Origin of the sequence: Aminobacter sp. SR38 (assembly GCF_014843375.1) — a bacterium.
GTDB lineage: Bacteria > Pseudomonadota > Alphaproteobacteria > Rhizobiales > Rhizobiaceae > Aminobacter > Aminobacter ciceronei.
This window is the reverse complement of record NZ_CP062112.1, coordinates 3,721,162-3,735,342: the sequence shown is the minus strand read 5'-3', so window position 1 is coordinate 3,735,342 and position 14,181 is coordinate 3,721,162. Positions and strand designations below refer to the sequence as shown.

Here is a 14,181-nt window from a genome sequence, read left to right as displayed (position 1 = left end):
GCCGATGACCGGCCAGTCCACACCGGTCACCACAGCCGCAATGCTCTCGCAATCTGTCGAGACCAGACAATGCCGATTGATTTGCACGGCGCGCCGAACACGCTCCCAGAGACAGCATCGCCATGAGACGCCTCAGGATATCCTCCGCATTTTCAGGTGCACTGACTGCAGCCACCGTCATTTTCACCGTAGCGGCCGTGACCGGCGGGCTGCTCTATCTCGACCGCAAGCAAGACAGGCCCATTGTCTTGTCCGCAGTTGCCGGCGACTGGTCGGGTCAGATGCCAACCGGTGCGGAGATCCGCCGCATCCTCGCCGACCGGATCGACGTCCAAAGGCGAAGTGTCGGCATCGTCGTCGGCACCATCGGGCCGGACGGGCGTAGCATCATTGCCCATGGCGACCTCGGCGGTTTCGATCCGCGACCGGTCGACGGCGACACCGTCTTCGAGATCGGCTCGGTGACCAAGGTATTCACCGGGCTGTTGCTGGCCGATATGGCAGCGCGCGGCGAAGTCGCCCTGACCGACCCGGTGGCCAAATATTTGCCGATGAACGTCGCCGTGCCGGAACGGGGCGGCAAGGCGATCACCCTCGTTGACCTCGCGACGCAGACCTCCGGCCTGCCACGCATGCCCGACAACATCGAGCCGGTCGATGAGACCAATCCTTATGCCGACTACACGGTCGATGAAATGAATGCCTTCGTGTCAGGCTACAAGCTGCCACGCGACATCGGTACAGAATATGAGTACTCGAACCTCGGCTCGGCGCTGCTGGGGCAGGCTCTTGCCCACCGCGCCGGCAAGAGCTTCGAGGCCCTCGTCCACGACCGCATCAGCGGCCCGCTGGCCATGCGCAGCACGGCGATCGAATTGCCGCCTCGTCTCGGCAAGCGCCTGGCCACCGGCCACAACGACATGCTGGAGATTGCGCCCAACTGGGAGATGCCCGCTTTTGCCGGCGCCGGCGCATTGCATTCAAGCGCCAACGACCTGCTCGACCTGCTGCAGGTGACGGTCAACACGAACAAGACTCCGCTGACCATTGCCCTGGCCGGCACGCTGGCGACACGGCGGGCCATCGGCGAACAGGAGACCTCGGCGGCGCTCGGCTGGATCGTCACCAAAAGCAGCAATGGCGAGATTGCCTGGCACGATGGCGGCACCGGCGGCTACAGCGCCTTCATCGGCTTTCATCCCGGCTCGCGCAGAGGTGTCGTCGTCCTGTCCAACGCCAACACAGGCGTCAGCGACATCGGCCTGCATCTGCTCAATCGCGAGATCCCGCTGACAAGGGTCAAGCCACGGCACAGCGAGGCCGCCGTCGATCCCAGCCTGTTCGACACCTATGTCGGCCGTTACCAACTCGCCCCCGACGTGGTTCTCACCGTCCTGCGCGAGGACGACGCACTTTACGCCCAGTTCAGCGGCCAGCCGAAACTGCGGCTGTTCGCCGAAGGCGAGCACCGCTTCTTCTACAAGGACGTCGAGGCGGCCATCACCTTCGCAGCCCCTGCATCGAACCGATCACCTGGCCTCACCCTGCACCGCTTCGGCCGCGACATGCCGGCATCCCGGCTGTCGGACTGACCTGCTGACCGCAGACATCGGAGCAACCCGGAAACGAAAAAGGCCCCGCAATGCGGGGCCTAAGTTTGTGTGAGGAAAACCTCAAAACTTGTCGTCTTCGTCCTCGTCCGGCGTCTTCGAGCGCAGGGCCGAGAGCTTGGCGAACACGGCGTTGGCGTCGAGTTCCTTGTCCTCGTCCTTGGGTGCGGCCTGCTCCGGCGTCAACCGCTCGGTCAGCGAGGCCGGCAGCAAGGTGTCGCCGACAGGGGCGGCGGCTTCGCGGCCGCGCGAGGCGCGCTGGACTTCGATGTCGAGGTCGATCTGCGAGCACAGGCCGAGCGCCACCGGATCGAGCGGCGTCAGCGTCGCCATGTTCCAGTGCTTGCGCTCGCGGATCTGCTCGATCGTCGCCTTGGTGGTGCCGACGAGGCGCGAGATCTGCGCGTCCTTGAGCTCCGGATGGTTCTTGACCAGCCAGTAGATGGCGTTCGGGCGATCCTGGCGCTTCGACAGCGGCGTGTAGCGCGGGCCCTTGCGCTTGGTCTCGGGCACGCGGACCTTGGGATCCGACAGCTTGAGGCGATGATTGATGTCGCCCTCGCCCTTGGCGATCTCGGCGCGCGTCAACTGGCCGGTCATGATCGGGTCCATGCCCTTGATGCCCTGGGCCGATTCGCCGTCAGCGATCGCCTTCACCTCGAGCGGGTGCAGCGAGCAGAACTGCGCGATCTGGTCGAACGAAAGCGCTGTGTTGTCGACCAGCCAGACAGCGGTCGCCTTGGGCATAAGCAGCGTATTGGCCATGCGATATATCCTCTTCGCTCGCCCGCGTCCCTCACGCGGGCGGTGGTCAGACCACCAGAAAATGGGAAATTCGGCCCGTATATAGACGCATTCGCCCGCCACCGCAACGATTTTGGAACCGCCCCGAAGCGGCCTTCGGAGCCGCATTCCGAATACGGGCCGCCCTCTGGCAAGGCCGCAGATGCCCCGGGCCGAAATGAATAGCCGCCAAGTGTAGAAACCGGCCTTGAGCCGGTTGATCTATAAGCAAAAGCTTATTACTTAGTGGAAAGGGGCAATGCAAGTTTTCTGAAAGCTATTCGTCCGGTATTCAGCTCCTGCGATACGCAGGCGACGTCATCACTTGGGCGGAATTGCTGGTGGCATATTTGAACACTCTACTCGAGCGGTAGCCTGCTGCTGTGGAGCACCATTTTTGAGACGGCGATTTTTTGGGGATCTATCATGACAACTGACCACAGCATGGCCAAGCGCGCATTTTTGCGCGCTATTGCGATGGCCGGCATGGCCAGCACTGTCTTGTGCGGCCTTGCCGCCGCTTCTCATGCCCAGACCTGGGAGGGAGATCAAAGCAGCGACTGGTTCAACGGCGACAACTGGTCGGCCGGCAGCACCCCCGCCGGAACAGCCGTTATAGTCAACCAGCCGGGCGCACCCAATGCCCCAAGCATCGAAACCCCCGGGGCCAGCACGAGCACCATCTTCGTCGGCGGCTTCACCGGCGCCTCGCTCGACATCGTCAATGGCGGCAGCCTGACCTCGACATCGGCGATAATCGGCAACTCATCGGTCAACGGCGCGCCGCCTGCCAGCAGCCAGACAGGCGAAGCGACGGTTACGGGCGGCTCCACCTGGACGACCGACACACTCAATGTCGGCTTCTACGGATCAGGGACACTGAACATCGCGGCTGGCGGCAGTGTTGAAGCCGCGCAGGCGTCGCTTGCCACGCAGGAGGGCAGCGTCGGCCTGGTCAACGTGACCGGAGGGAACTCGAAATGGCTCAACACCGGCAACGGTGGCACCATCGTCGGCGATGGCGGCGAGGGAACCTTCAATGTCAGCCAAGGCGCAAGTGCGAGCAGCTATGTGGCGACCTTGGGCCAGCAGGCGAGCGGCCACGGCATCGCCAACGTCTCGGGGACCGATACGCTGTGGCAGATCACCAATGCCAACCTCGTCCTCGGCCAGTCCGGCGTCGGTGAATTGCATATCTCTGGCGGCGCGAAGGTTACGGCCAACAATCGTACCTTTCTGGGCAGCGGACCCGGCTCCTCGGGCACACTGACCATCAGCGGCACGGGCTCTGCCCTCACCTCGACCGTCGACATCAGGATCGGCGTCAAATCGGCTGGTTCGGTCAGCGTCACTGCAGGCGGCAAACTGCAAAGCGCAGCTGTGATCGTCGGGGCCGACGCATCCGGCGTGGGCGACCTCATCGTCTCTGGCTCGGGCTCCCGCGTCGAGTCGGGCACATATGTCATGCTGGGATGGAATGGCGACGGTACCGCCACGGTCAGCCACGGCGGCACGATCTCAACGGCAGCTGCCGGCATACAGATCGGCTTCGCCGGCGGTTCCACCGGCACGCTCAACATCGGCGCAGCCGAGGGCGACGCGGCCGTCGCTGCGGGCGACATCGCTGCACCGAAGATCGTTTTCGGACCAGGCAGCGGCACGCTCGTCTTCAATCATACCGACGATGCCCATGATTTTGCCGCGGCCATTTCGGGCGACGGCTCAATCAGGCATCTGAGCGGAACGAGCCGCCTGCTCGCCAACAGCTCAAGCTTCACCGGAACAACCGACGTGCTTGGCGGGACCTTATGGATCGGCGATGGCCTCGGCGGCGGGATCGACGTCTTCTCGACCGCCAGGCTTGAAGGCAGCGGCGATCTCGGCGACGTCACGATCCGCTCCGGTGCAATCGTCGCGCCCGATGGAACCTTCGATGTGGCGGGCGATTTCGCCTTTCAGGCAGGCTCGCTCTATGAAGTCGGCATTGGCGGTGCAGCCAGCCGCATCGCCGCCGGCACCGCCACCATCGATGCGACGTCTTCGGTCCATGTCGTCGCCAACGGCATGGATGCGCTGTCGGACGAGTATCTGATCCTGTCGACCTCCGGAGCGCTGACCGGCGCCTTTGGCGGCGTCACCGACGACTTTGCCTTCCTCGACAGTGCACTCGACTATAGGAACGCCAGCGAGGTCTGGCTCACCCTGCAATTCAACGGTGCCGCGTTCGGCACCGTCGCCATCACCGACGACCAGCATGCCGTGGCCGGCGCTCTCGACAACCTTTCGGCCGGCAACCCGATGGTCGGCGGCCTGCTTGGCCTTTCCTTCAGCGGCGCGCGCGACGCGCTCGACCAGCTGTCAGGCGACATCCACCCCTCGCTGATGAACGCCGGCATCATTGCCTCGACGCTGGCACAGGATGCCGTGCAGAACCGCATCCGCCAGACCTTCGACAGCCACGCGGCGGCCGGCAAGCCGTCGCGTGCCTTTTGGGTCGAGGGTGTGGGCAATATCTCGGAATTATCCGGTGTGGACGACACGGAAGGCTTCAAGGTCAAGGCCGCGGCACTGTTCGGCGGCCTCGACGGCGAACTCGCCGAAGGCATCCGCCTCGGCGCCATGGCCGGCTATTCCAGGAGCAGCATCTCTCGGGGTGGGCAGGCCTCGACCGGTACCGCCGACACCTTGCATGCCGGCATCTACGCCGGGGCTGAACTTGGTGCGCTTCGCCTGCAATTCGGCGCCATCCAGGCGTGGCACGATCTGTCGACCGAACGCCGCGTCGCCTTCGGCGGCTTCTCCGACAGTCTCGCCGCCGGCTACGACGCAACAACGACCCTCGTCCATGGCGACGTCGGCTACCGCCTTGGCCTTGGCGCGTCCTATGTCGAGCCGTTTGCCGGCATCGCTTATGTCAGGACCGGCAGCGACGGATTTGCCGAGACCGGCGGCGCCGCGGCACTGACCGGGGCAGCCGGCGATCAGGATGCGACTATCTCCACCCTCGGCATAAGGGCAAGCACCGAACTGCCGGCCGGCGCGCGATCCGTCACGCTGCAGGGCATGCTCGGCTGGCGTCACACCGACAGCGACGCACCGCTGTCGCGCCTCGCGTTTGCCGGCACGGCACCGTTTTCCGTCCTCGGCGACAGCCTAGCGTCGGATGCCTTCGTCTACGATGCCGGCCTGAGCTTTGCCGTCAGGGACAATGCCCGCATCGATGTCAGCTATGCCGGTGCCGTCGGCGACGGTACCGCAGCGCACCAGTTGCGCGGCACCTTCGCCATGGGCTTCTGACCCGCGCCAGCACACGAAAAGGCCCCGCCTCCCCAGATGGGAAGCGGGGCTTCGTTATTGCCGGCAATGTGCCGGACAGGCTTACTTCAGCTTGTCGGCAGCCTTTTCGATGGCCACAACGGCGCAAGCCTCGTCGAAGTTGCCGCCCGGCGCGCCGCCGACACCGATGGCGCCGATGACAGCGTCGCCAGCCTTGATCGGCATGCCGCCGGCGAGCACCAGGAAGCCGTCAATGTCGACCAGGCCGGCAGCGCCCGGATTCTTCTGCACGTTCTCGGCCATCTTGGAGGTCGGCGTACGCGACGAGGCCGAGGTGAAGGCCTTGTCCTGGGCAGCCGAAACGGTGTGCGTGCCGGCATTGTCGGCGCGAACGAGGGCGCGCAGCACGCCGGCGCGGTCAACCACTGCGGCAGTGACGTTGTACTTGTCGGCGGCGCAGGCTGCGACCGCGTTCTGGGCGATCTCGACGGCGAGGCTCGACGAGATGTTCTTCTCGGTCAGCACCTGTGCGGAAGCAGCACCGGAGATGGCGACGGTGGCAGCGGCGGCGAGGAAAATGCTCTTGATCATGACTGGGTTCCTGTCCTGATGTTGCTCGGGAGAAAGCGTCTTGCTTGTCCGATGCCAGAACTACGCCGAACCGCCGCCGGGCAGAATCCGCGATGCCACCACCTGCCCTAGGTAGGATTACCTACTGCCTTCGGATGCCGGCACATTTTTCCGCAAGCGCTGGACCGCGCGAGGCGCAGTCACCCGCTTATGCCGACCCCGCCGTGCATCACTGATCGCGTAGACCGTTTCCCGGAGAGCCGCCGCCTCGCTAAGCGAGAAGCGCCAGCCGCACCTGCTCGGCCACAGCGCTGGTGCCGAGCTTCTCCGCGATCTTCGCCCGGTGCGCGTCGATGGTGCGGGCCGAGACCTCGAGGCTCGCGGCGATTTCCTTGCTCGCCCAGCCTCGCGCCACCATGTCGAGCACCTCGCGCTCGCGCTCTGTAAGCCTGGCCAGAAGCGCCCGGGCTTCGCGCTTCTCCAGCCCAGCGTCTAGGCTGGCAAAAGCCTGCTGCAGCGCATCGACCAGCACCTCGCCGTCAACCGGCTTGGTCAGGAAATCCTGGATGCCCGACTTGAACGCCCGCCGGCAGGCAGCCACGTCGCCATGCCCGGTGATCATGATGGTCGGCCAGTCGATGTCGCGCTCGCGCAGCTTCTGGTGCAATTGCTGGCCCGACACCAGCGGCATGCGCAGATCCACCACCAGCACGCCCGGCCGGCTCTCGTCGACATGTGCCAGGAACGTCTGCGGGTCGCCGAAGGTCTCCGCCGTAATCCCGTAGGTCGAGAGCAGGAACGCCAGCGCCTCGCGCACCGCCTCGTCGTCGTCGACCAGATAGACCTTATGCATCATCTCTGCCTTCCGCGCTCGGCGACCCGTTGCCCGCCGCCGCCCGCGCTCCCCTGGCCTCCCCTGCCAGGGGCAATGTCACCGTAAAGCGCGCCCCGCGCGGCGCTCCGTTTTCCGCGGCGATGCGTCCATCCACCCGTTCCACCAGCGACGCGCACAGCGACAGTCCCAGCCCCATGCCGTCGGCCTTGGTGGTGAAGAACGGCGTGAACAGCTTCGGCAGCACCTCGTCAGGGATGCCCGGCCCGTCGTCGCTGACCACAAGCTTCGCCTCGCGCTGCTCCCGCAGGGTGGCAATCCTCACTGTCCCGCCGCGGCCGGTCGCCTCCGCCGCGTTGCGGATCAGATTGTGCAGCACCTGCTCCATCTCGATCGCGTCGACCACCGCCTCCGGGGCCGGCTGCGCGAGTTCCAGAACCAGGGCAACCCCGCGCCGCTCGAGGTCGGTGCAGGTCAGCGCCACAACCTCGGCAACGATGGCGTTCAGGTCCTGCCGCGCCCGTTCAGGCGCCTTGTTGGAGGCATAGTCGCGCATCCGCTTCAGCATCTCGCCGGCACGCTTGGCCTCGCGCACATTAACGTCGAGCGCCTGCGAAATCATCGCCATGTCCGGCCTGTCCGCCTGTGACAGCCGAAGGGCAGCCTGGCTGCGGCTCAGCAGCGCGGTCAGCGGCTGCGTCAGCTCATGCGCGATGCCCGACGCCAGTTCGCCCATGGCGTTGACGCGCGAGGCATGCGCCAGAAGCGTCTCTCGCTCCTGCAACAGCGCCCGCGCCTCGGCCGCCTGCGCCACAAGCTCGGAGCGCTTCACCGCCGCCCTCTGCCCCAGCCCGAAGCTCAGGGCAGCCGCCAGCAGCCCCGCCACCACGGCAAAACCCAGCAGCCGCCCGGGCGGCACCAGGGCTGCCAAGGGCAGCGATCGGTCGAGCGACAGCAACAGCCGCTGCCCCTCGCCGTCGATCACCTTCTCGAAATGCGGTGGCGTCAGCCACGAAACCCCGAGCCCGAATGAAGCATCGGCAGGGAGGTCGACCAGGGCAGCATCGTCGAGGCTGATCCGGAGATGCGCAAAGCCTGGTCGCTCTTCCGGCTCCACAAGCCTGGCCGCTTCGATCATCAGCACCACGGCGTGGTCGGACGGCGCCGGCGCGCGCTTGGCCAGGAGATAGCGCCCCGCGCCGGCGGCGTAGACGCTCGCTCTGCCGCGCACCTGCGCGGCAATCTCCGCGGCGAGCGGCGTCAACTCGGGCCCGCCGCCCGCGGGCACATCGACCACCTCGCGCACAAGAACGGCCGAAGTGCCTGCCGGATACGATGCTCCCGAACTGCCGGACGTCGCTGCTCCCTGACTTCCGCCCATCTCGTCACCGGCCGCCGTCTGGGCGTCGAGCGAGACAAGCGACAGCCAGGCGATACGCGGATAGAAGCGCGAAATGCTCTCCATCACCTGCCGCACGGCGCCGCCGGACGCCGGCTCGGCCCCGCTCGACAGGGCGATCAGCGTGGTCAGATGCGCGTCGTGCTGCGCCACGCGCTGCGAGATCAGTCGGTGCAACGTTCGTGCCGCCACCTCCAGCTCGTCCGCCATGCGCGTCCGCGACGTCTCCACCGATAGAGCGACGAAGACCGCCATGGCTGTGAGCCAGAGCGCGAGGCCAAGGAGGCGGGGATTGGAGAGGGGTGAGGTCACGTCGGGTTGATGCTGGCCAGAAGTCGGCATCACCATAGTCGCGGACCAATCAGAAGGGAACGGCGTGTCTGTTCGACGCAAAGGCCAATTGATGCAGACCTATTGCGCTCAGTCCCGACGGGCGCTGGCACGGCGATCACACGAGACGAAAGAAACGAGGTCCCTTCAGGCACATTTTGTAAGCGTAGCCTCGAGCAGGTCCTTGACGACCTTGCCCTGCGGGCTGGTCGGCAATGAGGATCGGACCTCGACGCTGCGCGGGCACTTGTAGTTGGCCATGTTGGCACGCGACCAGTCGATGATGTCCTTTTCGGTGGCGCTGGTGCCCGGGCGCAGCACGACATAGGCCTTGCCGACCTCGCCGAGACGCTCGTCAGGCACGCCGATGACGGCAACGATGCCGATGGCGGGGTGCTGGCTCAGGATGCGCTCGATCTCGGCCGGATAGCAGTTGAAGCCGCCGGTGATGTACATGTCCTTGAGACGGCCCTCTATGCGCAGGTTGCCGTCGCTGTCGAAGCAGCCGATATCGCCTGTGTGCAGCCACCCCTCCGGATCAATGGTCCTGGCAGTGGCTTCCGGATCGTTGAAATAACCCTTCATGACGATGTAGCCGCGGATCACCACTTCGCCGGGCTTGCCGTCGGGCAGGAAATGGCCGTCCTCGGCCATGATACGGACTTCGACGCCGGGAGCCGCCTTGCCGGCAGTGTTGGCAATCACCTCATCCGGATCGGTCGCCAGGCACATCGTGCCATAGCCGCCGCATTCGGTCAGGCCATAGCCTGTCACCACGCCCGCTATGCCAAGTTCTGTTCGCATCCGATGGACCAGAATAGGCGGAATTGTCGTGCTTCCCGTAACGGCCAGACGCAGGCTGGAGGTGTCGAATTTTGCCAGTCCCGGATGCTGGAGCATGCCCTGGAAGATGGCGGGCGGACCGGGGATGACGCTGATCTTCTCTTCGGCGACGCGCTTGAGAATTTCGCCGGCATCATAGGTGAGATGCGGCATGAAGACGGCGCCGCGCATAAGTGCCACCATTGCCCCGGCACGATAGCCGAAGACGTGGAAAAGCGGCGGGATGACCAGGATGCGGTCATGCTCGCGGATGCCGACACGCGTCGCCCAGGCGTCGATCGCCCGCAGGCACTGCTGGTGACCGTACATGACGCCCTTGGGATAACCCGTGGTGCCCGAGGTGAAGAGCATGTCGCAGAGATCATCGGGACCGACAGTGGCCTCGCGTGCGGCAAGCTCGGCATCGCTGATGCTGTCGCCCGATGCAACGAAGCTGTCCCAGTCGCGATCGCCTTTGCTGCCGTCGCCGATGACGACCACTTCGCGCAGCAGGTCGCGCGTCTCGGCACGGAGCTGGTCGGGATAGTAGGTGCCCAAGAACTCGCCGACCGAAAACAGCACCGAGGTGCCGCTGCGCTTGACCAGTTCGGCGATTTCCGCGCCCTTGAAGCGGGTGCTGGCGGGAATGAGCACGGCGCCAGCAGTGACGAGGCCGAGGGCTGTGGCGAACCATTTCCAGGTGTTGGGCGCCCAGACCATGATGCGGTCGCCCTTCTCGACACCGGCTGCGATCATCGCCTTGGCGACGCGCTTGCGCATCGCGTCGAGCTCGATGAAGTTCAGCACGATGCCGTTGTCTTCAATTGCGGTGCGTGTGCCATAGAGCTCGGCGGCGCGCGCGCAGAGGGCGGGAATGGTGGTGAACTTCCAGTCGGCGTCTTCTGAGATCATCTGTCTGCCTTGGGTACGATGAAGGTCGTCGTTGGCCCCACGCGGGGCGAACGAGTCTGGTTGGAAATTGTCGTGAGGATCGATGGGCTGCTAAAGCTCGAAGGCCCGCAGAAGGGTCGTCACGAAGAGCGAAGTGGCGAAAAACACCAACACCGCCGCCCCCAAGCGGGCAAAAAGCCGTGACGAGGCAAAATGCTGGAACCGTCGGGCGATACCGGCGCCAATCAGCGTCCAGATGGACCCGATCGTCAGGATCAGCAGCGACAGCCCCATCAGATATGGCAGTGCGGCCGAAATGTTGCCTTCACGCAGATGTGGAACGATGGTGAGTGCAAACAGCAACGCCTTGGGATTGGACAGCGTCACAACGAAGATGTCGGCAGCGCGCGAGCCGGTCCGGTTCTGACGCGCCATATCCCAGGTCCAGAGCTTGCGCGCCGACAGGAGCAGGGCAGCGGCGGCGGCGATCGCGGCAAACGATGCGGCCGAATGAACGAAGCGGGCGGCGAGCGACAGGCCGAGCGACCAGCCAAGGATGGCGCAGAGGTATCCGACCAGCTCTGCAGGCAAAAGCCTGAGCGCAGATTTCCAGCCGAGCAGCGCACCATTGGTTGCAATCAGCGTGTTGGTAGGTCCTGGAACGAAAAGCAGCGTTATCGTAGCGGCCGAAAATGCGAGCCAATTCTCCATCGCAAGACCTCATAGCATCGCCAGATCCTGGTGGCCTCGGCGCGCCCAGGACAGATGTCGGGGAAAGGGCCGGGCCGTTGCCCGGCCCTGGCTCTTTAGGCTGCGGTCTGAGCCAGCATGATCTCTGGCTGCGTCACCACATAAAGGCCGTCGATCGCCGCGTTGGCCTGCAGGAACTGCAGTCCGTTGAGAGCATCCATAAACTGCATGTTCTCGCGCTTGGTCTCGTCGCCGATCTGGCCCGTGCCGCGGCGCATGTCGACACCTTGCCTCAGCTTTTCGGCAACCTGCTTGGCAACGATTTCGCCGTAGCGGCCATCACTGACCTCGGTGTAGTCGGCGCCGCCAGACACGATGCTGACGAACGCCTTCTTCATGTCGCGGTCCGAATAGTCCTTGGAGGTCAGCCGCTGCGCCTCCCAGAAGTAGCCTGCCTGTCCTCTGTTGAGGTCATAGAAGGAGGAAACCATCATCAGGAACCTGAGATAGGCCTGCCGGTAGCTGGTCTCGAAGAAGTTGACCGCGCGCGCTTCGTCGACATGGCCTTTCAGGATGCTCGCAATCGACGCGGCGGCAACAAGGCTCGAGACCATCGCAAGGTGTACGCCGCTCGAGAGCAGCGGGTCGAGAAAGCACGCGGCATCGCCGCACATGAAGTAGCCCGGCCCCGAGAAGCGCTCCGACGTGTAGGAATAATCCGTCTCCATCTTGATGTCGGTGCGCTTGGCATCCTTCAGGATGATGCGCGCCTCCTCATTGTCGGCAAGCAACCGGTCATAGACCTGTTCGGCGCTATGCCCGGTATCGCGTTCCTTGCGCAGCTGATCGCGGGTGATCACCGTACCGACGCTGACCGTGCCGTCGTTGAGCGGAATGAACCAGATCCAGCCGGCCTCCACCGAGATGATACGGGTCGAGCCGGCGGGCAGATCGTCGTAAAAGAGGTTGGTCCCGGACCAGTAGGACCAGATGGCGACGTTCTTGAAGACGTTGTGGAAATGCCGGTCCTTCGCATACTCGTTGGCGATAACGCCGCTGCGGCCGGAGCAGTCGACGAGGTACTTGAAGCTGATGTTGCCTCTCGTCTCTGAGGTTCGGTCGAGGTAGCTCGCCGAGACCGCCCGGCCATTGTCGAACTCGATCTTGCTGACCTTGACGTTCTGGTGAACGCTCGCGCCATTTTCCGCAGCGTGGTCGAGCAGCAGCTTGTCGAACTCCGAGCGCTTGACCTGGTAGGAGTGGTTCGGTGCGCCCTCGATCTCGTCGAAGCGGAACGACCACTTTTCGTTACCCCAGTTGAAGTAGCCGCCAGGCTTCTCGACGAAGCCATGCTTCTTCATCTTTTCCCCGGCGCCGATCGCGTCGAGCATCGGCATCAGCGAGGCAAGAAGCGACTCGCCGATGTGATATCTCGGGAACACGTCGCGTTCCAGAACAGTGGTCTTGATCCCTTGCCGGGCAAGGATGGTTGCGACAGTGGAACCGGCCGGTCCGCCGCCGATGACAAGTACGTCCGTGGTATTCGAAATCATCAAGGTCTCCTAAGCGATTGACGAGGCCAGATGTGGATGTGGGCGAGTAGGCAAGTCTCCAATCGGGACTCGGAATATTCGGGATGCCCTCGACGACAATATTTTCCGACATCTAATCATAAATCGTCTATTTGGACGATATATTTGACATTACTTAAATAAATTCAAGCAACAAAAGAAATACATCTCCGACAAAACCTGGTCGGATCACTCATGTTGCTCGTTCTGGAGTGGTGCTCTATTGATTCTGCTTAGTTCATCCTCTCAATGATGGTGACGTTTGCCTGCCCTCCGCCCTCGCACATGGTCTGCAGGGCGAACTTGCCGTTGCGTCGTTCCAACTCGAACAACATCGAAGTCATGATGCGCGCCCCGGTGGCACCGAGCGGATGACCGAGCGCGATCGCGCCGCCATTGACGTTCATCTTTTCGTGCGGCACTTCGAGCTCGCGCATCCAGGCCATGGGAATGGAAGCGAAAGCCTCGTTGCATTCGAACAGGTCGAAGTCATTGATCCGCATACCGGTCTTGGCCAGCGCATGCCGGGTGGCCGGGATAGGGGCGGTCAGCATCCAGACAGGATCGGCAGCGCGGACCGAGATGTGGTGGATTCGTGCGCGCGGTTTGAGCCCGTGGTCCTTCACGGCCTGTTCGGACGCAATCAGCATGGCCGCGGCAGCGTCAGTGTTCTGGCTGGCGACGCCAGCATGGACCCGGCCGCCGGCGCGCAGTGGAGCCAGGGCAGCCATCTTGGCCAGGCTGGTATCATGGCGTGGCGCCTCGTCGACGGAAAAGCTGCCGATGGGAACGATTTCGGATTCGAAGAGTCCCCGATCGATGGCATCGATGGCGCGCCTATGGCTTTCAAGCGCAAAGCGTTCCATGTCTTCGCGGCTGCAGTTCCACCTCTGAGCGATCATGTCGGCGGCCCTGAACTGGCTGACTTCCTGCTGGCCGTAGCGTGCCTGCCAGCCCGGCGAGCTGCTGAAAGGGTCGTCGAAACCGAACTGCGTGCCGACCGACATGGCCGCCCCCATCGGGATGAGGTTGAGGTTCTGCACGCCGCCGGCAACCACAAGATCCTGGGTTCCGCTCATCACCGCCTGGGCGGCGAAATGGATTGCCTGCTGCGACGATCCGCACTGCCTGTCGATTGTCACCCCCGGCACATGTTCGGGGAGGCCGGCCACCAGAGCGCAGGTTCGGGCGATGTCGCCGGCCTGAGGGCCGATGGTTTCCGTGCAGCCGAAGATGACGTCGTCGATGCCGGCCGGATCTATGCCGGTGCGCTTGACCAGTTCCCTGATCGGGAAGGCGCCCAGATCGGCGGAATGCGTGCCGGCGAGAGCACCCTTCTTGCGCCCGACGGGCGTGCGCACGGCATCGATGATGTAGGCTTCAGGCATCGGGACAGGCTCTGCGATT

At 64.2% G+C, this 14,181-nt stretch carries 10 protein-coding genes; 2 read left to right on the top strand and 8 right to left on the bottom strand.

What is annotated here, in order from left to right:
• The first annotated feature begins 122 nt into the window (after nucleotides 1-122).
• Nucleotides 123-1,592 (top strand): serine hydrolase, encoded by a 1,470-nt coding sequence (locus IG197_RS18240; protein ID WP_210346872.1) that lies wholly within the window; start codon nucleotides 123-125, stop codon nucleotides 1,590-1,592.
• A gap of 81 nt (nucleotides 1,593-1,673) precedes the next feature.
• Here the strand turns inward: IG197_RS18240 and IG197_RS18235 are convergent, their stop codons facing one another.
• On the bottom strand, nucleotides 1,674-2,375 hold the full coding sequence (locus IG197_RS18235) for a DUF1013 domain-containing protein (RefSeq protein WP_067957072.1): 702 nt from the start codon (nucleotides 2,373-2,375) through the stop codon (nucleotides 1,674-1,676).
• 444 nt (nucleotides 2,376-2,819) lie between these two features.
• Here IG197_RS18235 and IG197_RS18230 point away from each other — a divergent pair, with 444 nt between their 5' ends.
• Nucleotides 2,820-5,690 (top strand): autotransporter domain-containing protein, encoded by a 2,871-nt coding sequence (locus IG197_RS18230; protein ID WP_192313961.1) that lies wholly within the window; start codon nucleotides 2,820-2,822, stop codon nucleotides 5,688-5,690.
• An 81-nt stretch (nucleotides 5,691-5,771) separates the two neighbouring features.
• Here IG197_RS18230 and IG197_RS18225 read toward each other — a convergent pair whose 3' ends face one another.
• From IG197_RS18225 to IG197_RS18195, 7 genes are all read right to left on the bottom strand, one after another.
• Entirely contained in the window at nucleotides 5,772-6,260 is a 489-nt protein-coding gene (locus tag IG197_RS18225; RefSeq protein ID WP_067957066.1) for a heme-binding protein, read from the bottom strand.
• A 250-nt stretch (nucleotides 6,261-6,510) separates the two neighbouring features.
• Entirely contained in the window at nucleotides 6,511-7,095 is a 585-nt protein-coding gene (locus tag IG197_RS18220) for a response regulator transcription factor (RefSeq protein WP_067957063.1), read from the bottom strand.
• A complete protein-coding gene (locus IG197_RS18215; protein WP_192313957.1) occupies nucleotides 7,085-8,725 on the bottom strand; it encodes a sensor histidine kinase in 1,641 nt (546 codons plus the stop codon). Before IG197_RS18215 ends, IG197_RS18220 begins: the two co-directional genes overlap by 11 nt.
• 222 nt (nucleotides 8,726-8,947) lie before the next feature.
• The gene (locus IG197_RS18210) at nucleotides 8,948-10,534 is read right to left on the bottom strand and encodes a FadD3 family acyl-CoA ligase (protein WP_192313954.1); all 1,587 of its coding nucleotides are present in this window, start codon (nucleotides 10,532-10,534) and stop codon (nucleotides 8,948-8,950) included.
• 90 nt (nucleotides 10,535-10,624) lie between these two features.
• Nucleotides 10,625-11,224 carry a LysE family translocator gene (locus IG197_RS18205; protein ID WP_192313951.1) on the bottom strand — a complete coding sequence of 200 codons (600 nt, stop codon included), beginning with the start codon at nucleotides 11,222-11,224 and terminating at the stop codon, nucleotides 10,625-10,627.
• A gap of 95 nt (nucleotides 11,225-11,319) precedes the next feature.
• Nucleotides 11,320-12,756, bottom strand: a complete 1,437-nt coding sequence (locus IG197_RS18200) for an NAD(P)/FAD-dependent oxidoreductase (protein ID WP_192313948.1) — start codon at nucleotides 12,754-12,756, stop codon at nucleotides 11,320-11,322.
• A 251-nt stretch (nucleotides 12,757-13,007) separates the two neighbouring features.
• Entirely contained in the window at nucleotides 13,008-14,162 is a 1,155-nt protein-coding gene (locus IG197_RS18195; protein ID WP_192313945.1) for an acetyl-CoA C-acetyltransferase, read from the bottom strand.
• Nucleotides 14,163-14,181: the final 19 nt, after the last annotated feature.